Source organism: Actinomadura chokoriensis (genome assembly GCF_039529475.1).
In the GTDB taxonomy this organism is placed as follows: domain Bacteria; phylum Actinomycetota; class Actinomycetes; order Streptosporangiales; family Streptosporangiaceae; genus Spirillospora; species Spirillospora bangladeshensis.
The window spans coordinates 197158-213578 of the sequence record NZ_BAAAMW010000011.1; the positions used below are offsets into that span (position 1 = coordinate 197158).

A 16421-nucleotide genomic window follows, 5' to 3' on the forward strand; every position below is an offset into this window, starting at 1 on the left:
GGCTCAGACGCGGATGGGGAGGGTGGTGAGGCCGCGGACGATGGAGCCGGTGCGGTGGTGGCGCAGGTCGGCGGGCGGAACGGCGAGGGCCAGGTCGGGGAAGCGTGTCAGCAGGCTTCCGATGGCGATCTGGCCCTCCAGGCGGGCCAGCGGTGCGCCGAGGCAGAAGTGCAGGCCGTGGCCGAAGGCGACGTGGCGTCTGGGGGCGCGGGTCACGTCCAGGCGGCCGGGGTCGTCGAACGCTGCGGGGTCGCGGTCGGCGGCGGCGAGCGCGACGTGCACCCAGGCGCCCTTGGGGATCGGGGTTCCGGCGATCTCCATGTCCGTCAGGGCGATGCGCTGGCTCGCCCGTTCCACCGGGCCGTCGTAGCGGAGCAGTTCTTCGACGGCGGACGGCAGCAGGTCGGGGCGCGTTCGCAATAGTTCGCACTGGCCGGGGGCCTGGAGGAGGGCGAGGACGCCGTTGCCGATGAGGTTGACCGTGGTCTCGTGGCCGGCGATGAGGAGCAGCACGATGCCGTTCAGGAGTTCGGGCTCGGTGAGGGCGGCGTCGCCGTCCCGCGCGGCGATCAGGGCGCTGATCAGGTCGTCCTCGGGACGGGCCCGGCGTTCGGCGATGATCTTGATCAGGTGGGCGTTGAACTCGCGGGCGGCGTCGCGGCGGCGGGTGCGGGCCTCGGCGGTGAGCGCGGGGACGGTCAGCACCGCCGTCCAGGCGCGGAACCGGGCCCGGTCCGACGCCGGGACGCCGAGCAGCTCGCAGATGACCTGGACCGGGAGCGGGACGGCGAGGTCCTCGATCAGGTCGGCCTCGCCGCGGGCCGCGATGCCGTCCAGCAGCGCGTCGGTGATCTCCTGGACGCGGGGGCGCAGCTTCTCGACCCGGGCGGCGGTGAACGCCTTGGCCATCAGCCCGCGCAACCGGGTGTGGCCGGGCGGGTCCATGGCGAGCATCGTCCCGGCGAAGAACTGCTCGCCGTCGACGGGCACGGAGCTGTGCGCGACGTCCTTGGACAGGCGCGGGTCGCTCAGCGCCGCGCGGCCGTGCTCGTGGTCGACCACCAGGAAGGCCGTGGCTCCGCGCGGGAAGTCGATCGGGTGGACCGGGCCCTGCTCGCGCAGTTCGGCGTACGCGGTATGGGGGTCCTCGCTGAACGTGCGGCTGAACAGGAATTCCAGCGGCAGCATCGGGCCGTCCCTCCCGGCTACCCGCCCGGGTGGCCGATCGCACGATTGTAAAGGCGTGCCCCGCGCGGTTTCTGATCACTGCGGTGGGAAGATGGGCGGCATGGGACAGGTCGTGGTCACCGCGGAGAAGACGCTCAGTGCGAGCCCGGAACGGGTGCTCGCGGCACTCGGCGATTACACGGGCGTGCGGTCGCGCATGCTGACCGAGCATTTCAGCGAGTACGAGGTGCGCGAGGGCGGCCAGGGCGAGGGCACGGTCGTGCACTGGAAGCTGGCGGCCACCAGCAAGCGGGTGCGCGACTGCCTGTTCACCGTGAGCGCGCCGGGCAGCGACCGGCTGGTGGAGCGGGACGCCAACTCATCCATGGTCACCACCTGGACGGTCTCCCCCGCCGGTGAAGGCGCCCGGGTCCAGGTCCGGACGACGTGGGACGGGGCGGGCGGCATCGGCGGCTTCTTCGAGCGCACCTTCGCCCCCAAGGGGCTGCGGCGCATCTACGACGCGCAGCTGGCGAAACTGGACTCCGAACTGGCCGCATGACCGCCGTCGAGGACGGCCCGGTCCCCGCAGAGGGCTTTCGGAGGCGGACCGCCCGGGTGCTGCTGGTCGACGACGCCGAGCGCGTCCTGCTGTTCCGCTGGCCGCTCAGCCCCAAGCCCGGATCGGGCTACTGCTGGATCACGCCGGGCGGCGGCGTCGAGGACGGCGAGACCGTGCGCGCGGCGGCGGCCCGCGAGCTGCGCGAGGAGACCGGGCTGGTCGTCTCCCCCGGCGACCTCGGCCCGCAGGTCGCCCTGACCTTCGGCCACGCCGACCTCGGCTGGGCCAAGGGCCTGTTCCGGGACGACTTCTTCCTGGTCCGCACGGCCGCCTACGACATCGACACCACGGGCTTCACCCCCATCGAACGCGAGCACGTCGGCGCCCACCGCTGGTGGACGCTCGACGAGCTGGCGCGCGCCGGAGAGCCGGTCTACCCGCTCAAGCTGGCGGAACTGCTCACCGACCTGCTCTCCGGCACCGTCCCGGCCGAACCCGTCCGCCTGCCCTGGCACCACTGAGGGGCTATCGGCGGCCGCCGAACTCCCAGGAGTGGACTTCGACGGCGGCGTAGCGGTCCTCGGTCAGCAGGGCGCGGGCCGAGCGGGGGTCGGGGGCGCGGAGCAGGGCCGCCGTGCCGAGCCAGGCGGTGCCGTCGTCGGACAGCAGCGGCCCGTAGGCGATGAGGTCGTCCTCGCGGGGCGGGACGGCGAGGTCGGCGGGCTCGCCCGAGCCGAGGCCGAGGACGAGCCACCGGTCGCCGCCGGTCCGGCCGCCGGGGAAGTCCCACATGGTGCGGCCCAGCGCGTTGCGCCAGCGGCGCAGCAGGACGTCCCGGTACACGCCGGCCTGGTAGTTGGGCTCGTCGAAGGCGAACGCGCGGGCGGCGGCGGGGTCCGGCAGGTCGGCGATGTGCAGGCTGCCGGAGACGGTGTCGCCGTCGAACGTCGGGCCGCGGGCGATCAGCCGCGCGTCGAAGCGGTCCATGTAGGACCAGTGCTCCTCGCCCAGTTGTTGGCGGAGCGGCAGGGAGCCGGGCCGGTCGCGGTGTTGACGCGCTCCCCGGCCTGAAGACCGGGGATTCGGCCTGTGCCGCACCTCTTGCCGGTGCGGTCACTTCCGTGGCTTCCTGCTTCAACGGGCCGTGCCCCAGCGAGCTGGGGTCTTACCTGCCCTCCATCAGGCGTTTAAGGTCTCCGCCTCCCCCGGGCGCCCGGGGGTTTCCGTCCAGCGGCGACCAGCAGAGCATCACCCGGGGGCGATACGGCGCCCCTCGTCCAGAATGTTGCGGGCGGCGTTGACGTCCCGGTCGTGCACCGCCGCGCACCGCCCGCACGTCCAGTGGCGGACGTGCAGGGGTTTGGGGCCGTCGCGGTGCCCGCAGTGCGAGCAGATCTGCGAGGACGCGAACGACCGGTCGACCCGCGCGAACACCCGCCCGTACCGGGCCGCCTTGTACTCCAGCATGGTCACGAACGCCGACCAGCCCGCGTCGTGCACCGACGTGGCCAGCCGGGTCCGCGCCAGCCCCTTCACACACAGCGTCTCCACATAGACCGCTTGGTTATCGCGGACTAATTCGGTGGAGAGCCGATGTTGGAACTCGCGGCGCGCATCGGCGACCTTGGCGTGCGCGCGGGCGACGTCCAGGCGTGCCTTGGCCCGGTTGGCCGATCCCTTCCGCTTGCGCGACAGCGCCTGCTGGGCCTTGCGCAGCTTCTTCTCGGCACGGCGCAGTAACCGGGGGGAGGCGATCTTGCGGCCGTCCGACAGCACGGCGAAGTGCTCCAATCCCAGGTCGATCCCGACCTCGGCCGTCGTGCCGGGCGGGCCTTGCACGTCGGCGGTCTCCACGACGAACGAGGCGAAGTACCGACCGGCGGCGTCCTTGATCACCGTCACCGACGACGGCACCGACGGCAGCCGCCGCGACCACCGCACCGCGACGTCACCGACCTTGGGCAGCGCGAGTCCGCCGCCTTCGGTGATCTTCCAGCGGGCGTTGGCGGTGAACCGGATCGACTGCCGAGCGTCCTTGCGGGACTTGAACCTCGGCGGCCCCATCCGGGGGCGTTTGCCGGCCAGGCCGTCGAAGAACGCCCGGTAGGCGGTCTCCAGGTCCCGCAGCGACTGCTGCAGCACCACCGACGACACCTCACCCAGCCAGCCGCGCTGCGGGGTCTTCTTCGCCGCCGTCATCGCCGCCGACAACTCGGCCGCCCTGATGTAGGGCAGCCCGGCCGCACGGGCGTCCTCCCGCGCCCGCAAGGCGTCGTTGTAGACCACGCGGGCGCAGCCGAACGCCCGCGCCAGGGCCTGGCGCTGCCCGGCGGTGGGGTAGAGGCGGAACGCATACCGCAACTGCATTCCGTAATATTATCAACACTTTAAGCTAGTGTCGGGTTCATGGACGGGCAGGCACCGCGTTTTCATGCCGCACGTCCATGCCGCACGCGCACTTGGATCTTCGTGACCAGGGCCGGACCCCGGAACGCCTGAAACGCCCGAAGCGCCTGGAAGAGATCATGCGGGCGGTGTGCGGTGACAGCCTCAAGGAGTCTCCGCCCGCCGGATTCGCCAAACCGCCGACAGCACAACCGACCCGGCCCGACAGGCCAACCGGTACACCAACGCCCTGCGCCGCCTTGGCTACGACGTGACCCTCACCCCGATCACCCCACCACCCCGACAACCCGCAGCCTGAACACCCACCCACCCCGACTGGCAAGACCACCGGCCGGGGCTGCAACCACGCGGCGGCTAGGGTCCCCAGTTTCGTTACAGGTCGTTGCCCGCGTAGGAGAGATTGAAGCTCTTGTTGACGAGCGGGAAGTCGGGGACGATCGTGCCGGTCAGGGCCACCGGGAGGGCCGGCCAGTTGAAGAACGACGGGTCGGCGATCTTCAGGCGGGTCAGCGTGCCGTCCGGAGCGAGCTCGACGCGGTGCACGATGGCGCCGCGCCAGCCTTCGACGATGCCGGTGCCGGACGTCGGGGCGGTGGGGGCGGTCGGAGGCCAGGCGGTGACCAGGCCCGGGTTCATCGCGTAGGTCAGATCGCGGATGATCTCGATGGACGCGGCCGTCTCGCGGACGCGGATCTGGAACCGCGCCAGCACGTCGCCGGTCGTCGCGGTGGGGACGGTCAGGGCCGGTCGCAGGTCGGTGAACGGGTGGTCGCGGCGGGCGTCGGCGTCCAGGCCGCTGGCGCGGGCGACCGGGCCGAGGACGCCGAGGTCGCGGGCGGCCTCGGCGGTGAGCGGCGCGGTGCCGGTGAAGCGGTCGGCGATGACGGTGTGGCCGAGGGCGAGGTCGGCGAGTTCGGTGATGCCGGCGCCGATCGCCGTGAGCGAGGCCGGGTCGGGCAGCGTGCGCAGGACGGCGCCGCCGAGGAGGACGCCGCCGCGCAGCAGCCGGTGGCCGGTGACGCCCGCGTTGAGGCGCAGGAGCTGCTCGCGGATGCGGCCGAACTGGGCGTTGAGCACGGAGTGCCCGACGTCGTTGCAGAGCGCGCCGAGGTCGGTGACGTGGTTGTAGAGGCGTTCGAGTTCGAGGAGGACGGCCCGCATCCGCTGCGCGCCGGGCGACACGACGCACCCGGCGGCGTCCTCGACGGCCAGGCAGTAGGCGAGGGCGTGGCCGACGGTGGTGTCTCCGCTGACGCGTTCGGCCACCGGGAGCGCGTCGAGCGGCAGGCGTCCCTCGACCAGCTTCTCCAGGCCCTTGTGGACGAACCAGAGCCGCGCCTTCAGCTTGAGGATGCTCTCCCCGACGACCGAGAACCGGAAGTGCCCCGGTTCGATCATGCCCGCGTGCACCGGCCCGACCGGGATCTCGTACACGCCGGGCCCGTCGACCTGGACGAACGGGTAGGGGCCCTCGGGGTCGCCGAACGGCGGCGGCGCCCCGGCGTCGGCGCGCATCGGGTACCAGCCGCGCGGCCAGTGGTGGTGCCGGACGAGCCGGCGCGGCAGCGGATGCCCGTCCGGGACGATCCCGTACAGGTCGCGCATCTCGCGTTCGAACCGCCCGGCGGGGAAGCTCAGCGCGGCCAGGCTCGGCACGTGCGGGGCGTCCCGGTCGAGCCGGACGTGCAGTTCGGTGCGGCGGTCCGGGCCGGGCGCGGTGAACAGGTAGACGACGCGGGGCCCGGCCGGGTCCTCGTGGGCGGCGGCCAGGGCGAGGCGGTGCCCGTCCCGGAGCAGCCCGGCGGCGCGCTCGGGCAGGCGGGCGGCGTCGATGTCGATCACGGTGGTCATCAGGGTGCTCCGAGAACGGCGGCGGCATCGAGCAGGAGCGTGTGGAGGGGCCACAGCGAGACGCCCAGCGCGGCGCACGCCGACAGCCCGAGCAGCAGCCCGGCCGCCGCGCCCAGCGGCGGGCGGGACGGGAAGGTCGCGGCGCCGGGCCCGGTGCGCGGCCCGCCGAGCAGCATCCGGGCCGTCCCGGCGGCGACGGCGGCGGTGGCGACGAGCAGCAGGACGAGCGCTGCGGCGACGGCCCAGCCGAGCCCGGCGGCGAACCCGGCGCGGAAGACGGCGATCTCGCTGGCGAACAGGCTGAACGGCGGGAAGCCGAGGAGCGCGAGCACGGCGGCCCCGAACGCCCCGCCGACCAGCGGCGACCGGGCCGCGAAGCCGCGCACGGCGCCGATCCGGCTGGTCCCGGCGGCCTGCTGGACGTGCCCGGCAGCGAGGAACGCGGCCGACTTGGCGAGCCCGTGCCCGAGCACGTGCAGCAGGACGGCGGCCATCGCGAGCCTCGTCCCGATCGCGGCGCCGAGCGCGAGCAGGCCCATGTGCTCGATGCTGGAGTAGGCGAGCATCCGCTTGTAGTCGCGCTGGCCGAGCAGCAGCGCCGCCGCGAGCGCGAGCGACGCCAGCGCGATCACCAGCAGCAGCGCCCGGACGAACCCGGCGCCGAGCGCCGCGTCCGCGATCACCTTGACGCGCAGCACGGCGTAGAACGCGACCGACAGCAGCACCCCGGACATGAGCGCGGACACCGGCGCCGGGGCCTGGCTGTGGGCGTCCGGCAGCCAGGCGTGCAGCGGCGCGAGCCCGGCCTTCGCGCCGAACCCCACGACGAGCAGGGCGACGGCGATGCGGGTGACGTCCGGGTCGAGGCGCCCGGCGTGGGCGGCGAGCTCCGCCCAGTCCAGGGAGCCGGACGAGGGGACGTGGGCGTGCTGGGCGGCGAAGTGCAGCAGCGTGACGCCGAGGAACGCCAGCGCGATCCCGGCCGAGCAGATCACGACGTACTTCCAGGCGGCCTCGGTCGCGTTGCGGGTGCGGCGGTGCCCGACGAGGAACGCGGTGACGATCGTGGTGGCCTCGATCGCGACCCACAGCGTCCCGAGGCTCGCGGCCAGCACGGCGAGGGCCATCGCGGCGACGAACGCCTGGGTGAGGACGCCGTAGCGGCGCCGGTCGCGGGCGGAGGCGTCCTCGGCGGCCAGGTACGCGGGGCTCGCGAGCATCGCCGGCAGCGCCACCGCGCCGATCACGATGACCATGAACGCGCTGAGCGCGTCGGCGCGCAGCAGTCCGTCCAGCCCGGTGCGGGGGCCGGCGGCGGCCAGCGCGATCCCGGACGCGAGCACCCCGGCGGCGGCCGCGGCGCCCAGCCAGGACGTCCCGCGCCACCGGCCGAGCACGGCGTGGGCGGCCGAGGCCAGGAGCGGCAGCCCGATCGGGGCGGTCAGCAGCAGGCTCATCAGTCGCGCAACTCCCGCAGGTCGTCCAGGTCGGTGTCGCCGAAGGCGTCCCGCATCCGCGCGGTGAGCACCTGCAGCACCAGCACCGCGAGCAGCACGTCGAGGGAGACGCCCAGCTCCACGATGAGCGGCACCCCGGACGTGGTCAGGAACGCCACCGCGGTGATGCCGTTGTCCATCAGCAGGAACCCGACGATCTGGGACAGGGCCCGGCGCCGCGTCACCAGCACGAACAGCCCGATGAGCACCACGGTCAGCGCGATCGGGACGGCGTGGGTCGCGGGCGAGGGGTCGAGCCGGACGATCGGGCGGGTGACCGCGTAGGCGAGCAGCCCGAGCAGCGCCGCGACCGTGAGCGAGGCCGCCACGTTGACCAGCGGCTGCGTCTCCCGGCCCGGCCCGCCCCCGGCCATGGCGCGGCGCAGCAGCCACGGCAGGACCAGCACGCGCAGCACCCCGATCCCGGCGGCCAGCACGACGACCTCGGCGTCCTCCTCGTGGACGCCGAGGACCGCGATGAGCAGCGCGAGCGCCGCGCCCTGCAGCGCGAACAGCCGCACGATCGCGGCGAGGTCGCGGCGCCACAGCACCAGCACGCCCGTGAGCAGGAAGGCGCCGCAGGCCGCGTCGAGCAGCTGGACGTAGAGGGCGTCGTTCACGGCGCCACCAGGAAGAAGGAGGAGGCGACCGCGAACAGCGCCAGCACGAACGAGCCGGCGAGCAGCTCCGGCACCCGGAACATGCGGAGCTTCGCCATGAAGACCTCGCCGGCGGCCAGCGCGCCGCCGGCGACCGCGACCTTGGCGGCGATCGCCGCGACGGCGACCGGCAGCATGGCGAGCGAGTCCCCGGCGATGCCCCACGGGACGAACAGGTTGGACAGCAGGGCGAGCAGCACCGTCAGCCGCATCGCCGACGCCCACTCGACCAGCGCGAGGTCGGGCCCCGCGTACTCCAGCACCATCGCCTCGTGGATCATCGTCAGCTCCAGGTGCGTGGACGGGTTGTCCACCGGCATGCGGCCCGCCTCGGCGATGACGACGATCACGAGGGCGACGAGGGCGAGCAGGCTCGCGGGGAACACGGCCTGCTGCGGGTCGTCCAGCGTGGACCCGACGATCGCGCCGAGGTTCGTGGAGCCGACCCGCACCGACAGCGCGAACGTCGACAGCAGGATGGTCGGCTCGACCAGCGCGAGCACGACCATCTCGCGGCTCGCGCCCATGCCGCCGAACGCCGTTCCGGTGTCGATGCCGGCGAGCGCGAGCGCGACGGTGCCGAGCGCGAGCAGCGCGGTCACGGCGAACAGGTCGGCGGCGCCGTCCAGCGGCGAGCGCGTCGTGACGATCGGGACCGCGGCCGCGATCACGAGCGTCGTGCCCGCGAGGACGAGCGGCGCCGTCCGGAACAGCGGCCCGGTCCCGTGCGGGGCGATCGGCTCCTTGCGGAGAAGCTTGCGCAGGTCGCGCCAGGGCTGCAGGACGCCGGCGCCGGCCCGTCCCTCCGCCCTGGCGCGGATCTGCCGCATCAGCCCGACCAGCAGCGGCGCGCCCGCCGCGACGAGGGCGACCTGCAGGACCGTCCCGAGGATCCCGGTCACCGGACCACCGCCAGCGCGATCAGCAGGCCGGTGAAGGCGTAGAAGCCGTACCCGACGTAGCGGTGCACGCTGCCGTTGGCGAGGCCGCGCGCCGCCTCGCCCAGCCGCGCCGCCGCGGTGAGGACCGGCCGGTACAGCCGGTGCTCGACCCGGTCGCCGATCCGCGTCCGGTAGGTCACGCTGTCCACGAGATAGGCCGACTCCTTCAGGGGGGTGACGTCCAGGTCGGTCTCGGGGGCGAGGACGTTGTCGAAGACGCGCTGCAGGGGTTCGGCGAACGAGGTCGCCGTGTACTCCATGCGCGGCGACATGGGGCCGGCGCCGCAGTCCCAGAGCCGGGCGCGGCGGCGGGCCGCCCGGCGCGTCGCGGCGGCGCGCAGCACGGCGAGCAGCCCGACCACCGCGACCAGCAGGGACGCGGCGATGAGCAGGGGCGACACGGTCCCGGACGTGCCGGCGAGGTGCAGGGTCACCGGCCCGGTCACGGCCTCGGGCCCCGGGACGGCGACGGCGACCGGCCGGGCGATCGCGGGCAGGACGAGCCCGGGCGAGAGCGCCAGGACGAGGCAGCACGCGGCGGCCATCGCCATCCCGGCGAGCATCGCCGCCGGCGCCTCCCGGGCCCGCTCGGCCGCGGCACTCCGCGCCCGCGCCAGGAACCCGACGCCGAACGCCTTCACGAACGCGGCGATCGCCAGCCCCGCCGACAGGGCCACGGCGGCGACGGCGAGCGGCATGGTGACCGCCGTCGCCGTCCCGCCGGACGGGAGGGCGCGGACGAGGCTCTGCAAGAGCAGCCATTCGCTGACGAACGCGTTGCCGAGCGGGAGCGCCGACGCCATCAGCGCGCCGATCCCGAAGAGCGCCGTGGTGGCCGGCATCCGGGTCCGCAGGCCGCCGAGGGCGTCCAGGTCGCGGGTCCCGGTGGCCTGCAGGACCGATCCCGCCGCGAGGAAGAGCAGCGTCTTGAACCCCGCGTGGTTGACGACGTGCAGCAGGGCCGCGGTCAGCGCCAACGCGGCCAGCGTCCGCGCACCCGACGCCGCGAACAGCCCGGACGCCCCCACGCCGACCAGGACCAGGCCCATGTTCTCGCAGGTCGAATAGGCCAGCAGCCGTTTGAGGTCGGCGGCCACGGCCGCCTGGAGGATGCCGTAGAGGGCCGATCCGCCGCCCGCCGCGAGGACGAGCAGCCACCACCAGGCCGCCCCGCCGCCGAGCAGGTCGAACCCCACCCGGACGATCCCGTACACGCCGAGGTTCACCATCGCCGCGCTCATCAGCGCCGACACGTGGCTCGGCGCCTCCGGATGGGCGCGCGGCAGCCACACGTGCAGCGGGGCGATCCCGGCCTTGGACGCGAAACCGGCGAAGACCGTGAGGAACACGGCGGCGCGCCCCCACTCCGGGAGGCCGTCCGCCGCCGCGCGGAGCCGCTCGAACGACTCGCCGTGCGCGGCCGCCGCGAACCCGGCCAGCCCCGCGAGGATCGCCACCAGGCCGGCGTGCGTCATGACCGCGTACCAGAGGCCCGCCGTCCGGACCTCGTCCCGGCTCCGGTGCTCGGCCACGACCAGCAGCAGCGACGCGAGCGCCATCAACTCCCACGCCAGCAGGAACGTGCTCACGCTCGCCGCCGCCGGGACGAGCAGCATCGACGCCAGGAAGACCGGCGCCATCACCTGCGGGACACGCCCGTCCAGGCCGCCGTGCCGGGTGTAGCCGACCGCGTAGACGGCGGCGCACACCGCCACCGCCCCGGTGACGGCGAGGAAGAGGCCGCCGAGCGGGTCGAGGGCGAGCCGGACGCCCGCGAGCGGCAGCAGGTCCGGCAGCCGGACGCTCCACTCACCGCCGCGCATCGCCGCGACCCCGGCGGCGACGGCCGCCGCTCCTCCGGCCGCCGTCAGCGCCCCGGCCGCCGGACGCCGGACCCGGCGCGGCAGGACGAGCCCGGCGAGGGCCGCGACCAGGTTCAGGGCGAGGGCGGCGGAGAACGCGGCGGACGTCATCGTCCGGACAATCCGCGCAGGGCGGCGACGATCGCCTCGGGTGCGGGCGGGCATCCGGGGATCTCGACGTCCACCGGCACGACGTCCCCGACCGCGCCCGCGACCCCGTACGCCTCGGCGAAGACGCCGCAGTTGCGCGCGCAGTCGCCCAGCGCGACGACGACCTTCGGCGCGGGGACGGCCTCATGGGTGCGCCGGAGCGCCACCTCCATGTTGCGCGTGACCGGCCCCGTCACGAGGAGCGCGTCCGCGTGCCGGGGCGAGGCGACGAGCCGCACGCCGTACCGCTCCACGTCGTACACCGGCCCGAACGCCGAGGCGATCTCGACCTCGCAGCCGTTGCAGGAGCCCGCGTCGACGTGCCGGACCTGGACCGATCCGGCGAGGTCGCGGGCGCGCTCGGGAAGGGCCCGCTCGGGGGGCTCCGGCGCGTCCTCGGCGGCGCGCCCGGTCGTGCGGATCTTGCGGAACAGGTCTCTCACGCGGGTCCTCGGGGTCGGCTACTGACATGCGCAATTGCCAACTTTAGCAACTTATAAGCGCAGAAAAGCCACCCGTGCGGCGAGGGGGCGGTCAGCCGCGCCCGCGCTCCGGCCCGGACGCCGGCCCGGACGCCCGCATCTCGTCCAGGAGCTCGGCCTGCCCGGACAGCACCCCGGTCAGGATCTCCCGCGCCACCGCGAGCAGCTCCGCGACGCGGGGGCTGGTCAGCGAGTAGATGACCGACGCCCCCTCCTTGCGCGACACGACGAGGCCCGCCCGGCGCAGCACGGCGAGCTGCTGCGACAGGTGCGCCGGCTCGATGCCCACCTCCGGCAGCATCTCCGCCACCGCGTGGTCGCGCTCGCTCAGCAGCTCCAGCACGCGGATCCGCGCGGGATGGCCCAGCGTCTTGAAGAACTCCGCCTTCAGCTTGTAGAGCGGCGTGCTCACCGCACCCGCCCGCCCGCCGTCCGTGGCAGCATCGTCCCGGTACTCCCTCGCCGGAGTAGCAACATTAGCAATTGCTAAGGTTAGCAACTCCGGCCCGCGACCGTGCGGCGGCGGCCGGGCGCCGCCGCAGGGCCGTCAGCGGACGTCGATGAAGTCGTCCCAGGACTTCTGCCTGTCGAAGTTGCTCGTGCCGGGGAAATAGGCGCGCCAGACGCCGTCCCGCTTGGCCGTGAACGCCTTCCGGAAGCGGCCGTCCCTCGCCGTCTTGGTGGCTCCCATGTACGTCCAGGACTTGGCGCCCTTGGCGAGGAAGAACACCTCGATCCTCTTGCCCGAGTACGAGGTGTATCCGGTACCCAGGTTGTTCACCCGGAGGAGGCGACCGGAAACGGAGAGCGTGCGCCCCTTGCGGATCGGCTCCGGCGCGGCGTTGTAGCTCTTGATGACCGTGTCGAACTTCTCGTACCAGGACTCTTCGCGGCTGCCGAGCGCCTTGCCCTTCCGGTCGTAGGCGACGACGCGGACGCGCCACTTCCCGAGGTCGGACACGGTGGACGGGCAGCCCACGCCCCAGCCGACCTGCTGGCCCGGCAGGACGCGCTTGTAGACGGGCCAGGTCACACCGTCGGCACCGGTCACGGACGCCCTGGAGTAGGCGACCCCGGGCCCTTCGGTGCCCCACACCCACACGTCCATGGCGCAGGCCTTGGTGTATTCGCCCTTGCCCACGGTGAGGCGCTTCGGCACCTCGATGCGGAACTGCAGCGCGGCGGCGTCCGCGGAAACGGCGCCCGCGACGAGCAGGCCGCCGGCGACCGCCAGCGCCGCGGCGCCGGAGACAAATCTGTAATAGATCGACATATCGTCCTTTTCTAGACCGAGACGATCATGCCACTGGTGTGCGGAGATTTCCAGCGATTTACCGATTCCGCCGTCCCGCCCCGCTCGTTTATCGGCGGCTCTCCGCGGAATGGTCCGCAGCGGAAGCAAAAGGAGGATGCCCGTGGCCACCTACCGGTACCGCTGCGCGGAGTGCGGACCGTTCGACGTCGTCCGGCCGATCGGCACGGCCGGGGACGCGGAGCCCTGCGGGTCCTGCGGCGGGGAGGCGTCCCGCGTCTTCACCCCGCCGCTCGTCGCGCGCACGTCGCGGCCGCTCGCCCGGGCGCTCGGCGCCCAGGAGGCGAGCGCCCACGAGCCCCGCGTGGTCGGCCGTGTTCCCGGCGCCCCGCGCCGGCCCGCACCGCCCGCCGACCCTCGGCACGCGCGGCTTCCCCGTCCCTGACCGGGGCGGACACAGCAGAGACCGGAGGAAGACATGCCCGATGTCGTGTTCAGCGTCGACCAGTCGAAGTCCATGCGCGACCAGCAGGTGCCCGGCCACAACCGGTGGCATCCCGACATTCCGCCGGCGGTGACCGTGCGTCCGGGGGCGGAGATCCGCGTCGAGTCGCGGGAGTGGATGGACGGGCAGGTCGGCAACAACGACTCCGCCAACGACATCCGGGACCTCAACCTCAACGTCAACCACATGCTGAGCGGGCCGATCGCGGTGGAGGGCGCCGAGCCCGGCGACCTGCTCATCGTGGACGTCCTCGACATCGGGCCCGTCCCCCAGCAGACCGGGGACATCGCCGGTCAGGGCTGGGGCTACACCGGCATCTTCGACCGGAACAACGGCGGCGGGTTCCTCACCGACCGGTTCCCCAACGCCTGCAAGGCCATCTGGGACTTCCACGGCCAGATGGCCACGTCCCGGCACATTCCCGGTGTCCGGTTCACCGGCATCACGCACCCCGGGCTGTTCGGCACCGCGCCGTCCGCTGACATGCTGGGCCGCTGGAACGCCCGCGAGCAGGCGCTCATCGACACCGATCCCGGCCGGGTGCCGCCGCTCGCGCTGCCGCCGGAGCCGCAGGACGTCCTCGCGGGGCCGCTCACCGGCGCCGACCTGGAGCGCATCGGACGCGAGGGCGCCCGCACCGTCCCGCCACGCGAGAACGGCGGGAACCAGGACATCAAGAACTTCAGCCGCGGGTCACGGGTGTTCATGCCGGTGTTCGTCCCGGGCGCGCTGCTGTCCACGGGCGACCTGCACTTCAGCCAGGGGGACGGCGAGATCACCTTCTGCGGCGCCATCGAGATGGGCGGCTTCATCGACCTGCACCTCGACCTGATCAAGGGCGGAATGGAGAAGTACGGGGTCACGACGAACCCCGTCTTCATCCCCGGGAACGTCGAACCGCGTTACGACGAGTACATCTCCTTCATCGGCATCTCCGTCGACCATGCCAATGACACCAACCATTACATCGACGCCACCCTCGCCTACCGGAACGCGTGCCTGAACGCCATCGAGTACCTGCAGAAGTTCGGTTACACGGGCGAGCAGGCGTACCTCATCCTGTGCGCGGCGCCGATCGAGGGACGGGTCAGCGGCATCGTGGACGTCCCCAACGCCTGCTGCTCGCTCTACGTGCCGACCGCGATCTTCGACTTCGACGTCCGGCCCGCGGCCGGCGGCCCGCAGCGGGCGGACCGCGGGCAGTGCGCCGTCACGTCCTAGAGGGGCGTTCTTTTTTCGCGGGTGCCCGGGACCGGTTCGGGCCGCCAACTGGGGTGGTCGAGCGGCCCGGGGAGACGGCCGCCCGAAGGCACCCGCCAGGGGGTTGCGGGAGCGCTCCAGGCCGGTTACCGTTCAGTCGATTTATAGGAAAGTTTCCTATTAGAAGGCCGATCGCATGCCGCGCCCGCCGCCACACCGCTGAGGAACCGCACAGCACGACCCGCTCGGGGTTCGGGGGATTCCCGCTCAATCCACGTCTCCTACCCGGGAGTGACCTTGCGAAGAACACTTCTTCCCGGCTTCCTCTTCACCGCCCTCTGCTCTCTCGTCCTCGCCCTGCTCGTCCCCACCGCGGCCAACGCGGCCTCCGTGACGGCGACGTTCACCAAGTCGTCCGACTGGGGTTCGGGCTACGAGGGCAAGTACACGATCAAGAACGAGACCGGCTCGGCGATCTCGTCGTGGAAGGTCGAGTTCGACCTCCCGTCCGGCTCCTCCGTCGGGACCTACTGGGACGCGCTGCTCACCACGTCCGGGCAGCACGCCACGTTCACCAACCGCAACTACAACGGGACCGTCGCCGCCGGCTCGTCCGTCTCGTTCGGCTTCATCGTCGGCGGATCCGGGACGCCCCAGGGCTGCCTGCTCAACGGCGCGTCCTGCGACGGCGGGGGCGGCCCCACCGAACCCGGCACACCCTCGGCGCCCGGCACCCCGACCGTGACCGGCAAGACCGACACGTCGCTCACCCTCTCGTGGTCGGCCTCGTCCGGCGGGCCCACCGGCTACCGCGTCTACGAGGGCTCGGCCGTCCGCGCGACCGTGACCGGGACGAGCACCACGATCAGCGGCCTGACCAAGTGCTCGAACCACACCTACACGGTGAAGGCGTACAACGCCTCCGGCGAGTCCGCGGCGAGCGGTTCGGTGTCGGCCACGACCACCGGCTGCACGACGCCGCCGACCGGCACCCGCCGGGCCGCGCCCTACCTCTACATGGGCTGGGGCGAGCCGCCGAACCCGGCCACGGTCATGAGCGCGTCCGGGATCAAGTGGTTCACGATGGCGTTCATCCTGTCCGGCGGCGGGTGCAGCCCGGCGTGGGACGGGAACCGTCCGCTCAAGGGCGGCGCGGACGAGCAGGCGATCAGCCAGATCCGCGCGGCCGGCGGTGACGTGCTGCCGTCCATCGGCGGCTGGTCGGGCAACAAGCTCGGCCCGAACTGCTCCTCCGCCGACGCCCTCGCCGGCGCCTACCAGCAGGTCATCGACGCGTTCGGCCTCAAGGCGATCGACGTCGACATCGAGAACAGCGACGAGTTCGAGAACGCCGCGGTCCAGGACCGCATCCTCGGCGCCCTCAAGATCGTCAAGCAGCGGAACCCCGGCATCCAGACGATCCTGACGTTCGGCACCACCACCACCGGTCCGAACTACTGGGGCCAGCGGCTCATCACCCAGGCCGCGGCGCTCCAGGCGAACGTGGACGTCTTCACCATCATGCCGTTCGACTTCGGCGGCGGCTCGGACATGTACGGCAACACCGTCAACGCGTCCGAGGGCCTGAAGAACCAGCTGAAGTCGGCCTTCGGCTGGTCGGACGCCACCGCCTACTCGCACATGGGCATCTCCGGCATGAACGGCCTGTCCGACCAGCAGGAGCTCACCTCGACCCAGACGTGGACGCAGATCCGCGACTGGGCGAACTCGAAGGGCCTCGCCCGCCTCGCGTTCTGGTCGGTCAACCGCGACCGCCCCTGCGCGGGCGGCGGCGTGACCTCCAACTGCAGCGGCATCGACCAGCAGCCCTGGCAGTTCACCAAGATCACCGCCGGCTTCTAACCACCCCTCCCCGCGGCCCGCGTCC

General features: G+C 73.0%; 16 protein-coding genes. 5 read left to right on the forward strand and 11 right to left on the reverse strand.

The features are described from left to right. Positions 1-3: 3 nt before the first annotated feature. Positions 4-1188, reverse strand: a complete 1185-nt coding sequence (locus tag ABFX46_RS24035) for a cytochrome P450 family protein (protein ID WP_346045364.1) — start codon at positions 1186-1188, stop codon at positions 4-6. Positions 1189-1288: 100 nt separating this feature from the next. Here ABFX46_RS24035 and ABFX46_RS24040 point away from each other — a divergent pair, with 100 nt between their 5' ends. Continuing rightward, complete coding sequence (locus ABFX46_RS24040) at positions 1289-1729, forward strand: SRPBCC family protein (protein WP_346045366.1); 441 nt, start codon at positions 1289-1291, stop codon at positions 1727-1729. Beyond that, positions 1726-2250, forward strand: a complete 525-nt coding sequence (locus ABFX46_RS24045) for an NUDIX hydrolase (protein ID WP_346045368.1) — start codon at positions 1726-1728, stop codon at positions 2248-2250. Before ABFX46_RS24040 ends, ABFX46_RS24045 begins: the two co-directional genes overlap by 4 nt. A 4-nt stretch (positions 2251-2254) precedes the next feature. Here the strand turns inward: ABFX46_RS24045 and ABFX46_RS24050 are convergent, their stop codons facing one another. From ABFX46_RS24050 to ABFX46_RS24095, 10 genes are all read right to left on the reverse strand, one after another. Next, the gene (locus ABFX46_RS24050) at positions 2255-2827 is read right to left on the reverse strand and encodes a YciI family protein (protein WP_346045369.1); all 573 of its coding nucleotides are present in this window, start codon (positions 2825-2827) and stop codon (positions 2255-2257) included. Between the two features lie 150 nt (positions 2828-2977). Continuing rightward, positions 2978-4096 (reverse strand): RNA-guided endonuclease InsQ/TnpB family protein, encoded by a 1119-nt coding sequence (locus ABFX46_RS24055; RefSeq protein WP_346045371.1) that lies wholly within the window; start codon positions 4094-4096, stop codon positions 2978-2980. A gap of 411 nt (positions 4097-4507) precedes the next feature. Continuing rightward, positions 4508-5986 carry a hydrogenase large subunit gene (locus ABFX46_RS24060; protein ID WP_346045372.1) on the reverse strand — a complete coding sequence of 493 codons (1479 nt, stop codon included), beginning with the start codon at positions 5984-5986 and terminating at the stop codon, positions 4508-4510. Next, positions 5986-7443 (reverse strand): proton-conducting transporter transmembrane domain-containing protein, encoded by a 1458-nt coding sequence (locus ABFX46_RS24065; protein WP_346045374.1) that lies wholly within the window; start codon positions 7441-7443, stop codon positions 5986-5988. The genes ABFX46_RS24060 and ABFX46_RS24065 overlap by 1 nt, the downstream gene beginning before the upstream one ends. After that, positions 7443-8102, reverse strand: coding sequence for a hypothetical protein (locus ABFX46_RS24070; protein ID WP_346045376.1), 660 nt, complete (start codon positions 8100-8102; stop codon positions 7443-7445). Before ABFX46_RS24070 ends, ABFX46_RS24065 begins: the two co-directional genes overlap by 1 nt. Next, a complete protein-coding gene (locus ABFX46_RS24075) occupies positions 8099-9043 on the reverse strand; it encodes a respiratory chain complex I subunit 1 family protein (protein WP_346045377.1) in 945 nt (314 codons plus the stop codon). Before ABFX46_RS24075 ends, ABFX46_RS24070 begins: the two co-directional genes overlap by 4 nt. After that, positions 9040-11055 carry a proton-conducting transporter transmembrane domain-containing protein gene (locus ABFX46_RS24080; RefSeq protein WP_346045379.1) on the reverse strand — a complete coding sequence of 672 codons (2016 nt, stop codon included), beginning with the start codon at positions 11053-11055 and terminating at the stop codon, positions 9040-9042. Before ABFX46_RS24080 ends, ABFX46_RS24075 begins: the two co-directional genes overlap by 4 nt. After that, positions 11052-11537: an NADH-quinone oxidoreductase subunit B family protein gene (locus ABFX46_RS24085; RefSeq protein ID WP_346045381.1), complete on the reverse strand. Its 486-nt coding sequence runs from the start codon at positions 11535-11537 to the stop codon at positions 11052-11054. Before ABFX46_RS24085 ends, ABFX46_RS24080 begins: the two co-directional genes overlap by 4 nt. 91 nt (positions 11538-11628) lie before the next feature. Continuing rightward, the gene (locus ABFX46_RS24090; protein ID WP_346045383.1) at positions 11629-11988 is read right to left on the reverse strand and encodes an ArsR/SmtB family transcription factor; all 360 of its coding nucleotides are present in this window, start codon (positions 11986-11988) and stop codon (positions 11629-11631) included. 135 nt (positions 11989-12123) lie between these two features. Beyond that, the gene (locus tag ABFX46_RS24095) at positions 12124-12849 is read right to left on the reverse strand and encodes a hypothetical protein (RefSeq protein ID WP_346045385.1); all 726 of its coding nucleotides are present in this window, start codon (positions 12847-12849) and stop codon (positions 12124-12126) included. A 142-nt stretch (positions 12850-12991) separates the two neighbouring features. Here ABFX46_RS24095 and ABFX46_RS24100 point away from each other — a divergent pair, with 142 nt between their 5' ends. The 3 genes from ABFX46_RS24100 (at position 12992) to ABFX46_RS24110 (ending at position 16396) form a co-directional block, all read left to right on the forward strand. Then, on the forward strand, positions 12992-13273 hold the full coding sequence (locus tag ABFX46_RS24100) for an FmdB family zinc ribbon protein (RefSeq protein WP_346045386.1): 282 nt from the start codon (positions 12992-12994) through the stop codon (positions 13271-13273). A gap of 33 nt (positions 13274-13306) precedes the next feature. Then, positions 13307-14554: a formamidase gene (fmdA, locus tag ABFX46_RS24105; protein WP_346045388.1), complete on the forward strand. Its 1248-nt coding sequence runs from the start codon at positions 13307-13309 to the stop codon at positions 14552-14554. A 276-nt stretch (positions 14555-14830) separates the two neighbouring features. Then, a complete protein-coding gene (locus ABFX46_RS24110; protein ID WP_346045390.1) occupies positions 14831-16396 on the forward strand; it encodes a cellulose binding domain-containing protein in 1566 nt (521 codons plus the stop codon). Positions 16397-16421: the final 25 nt, after the last annotated feature.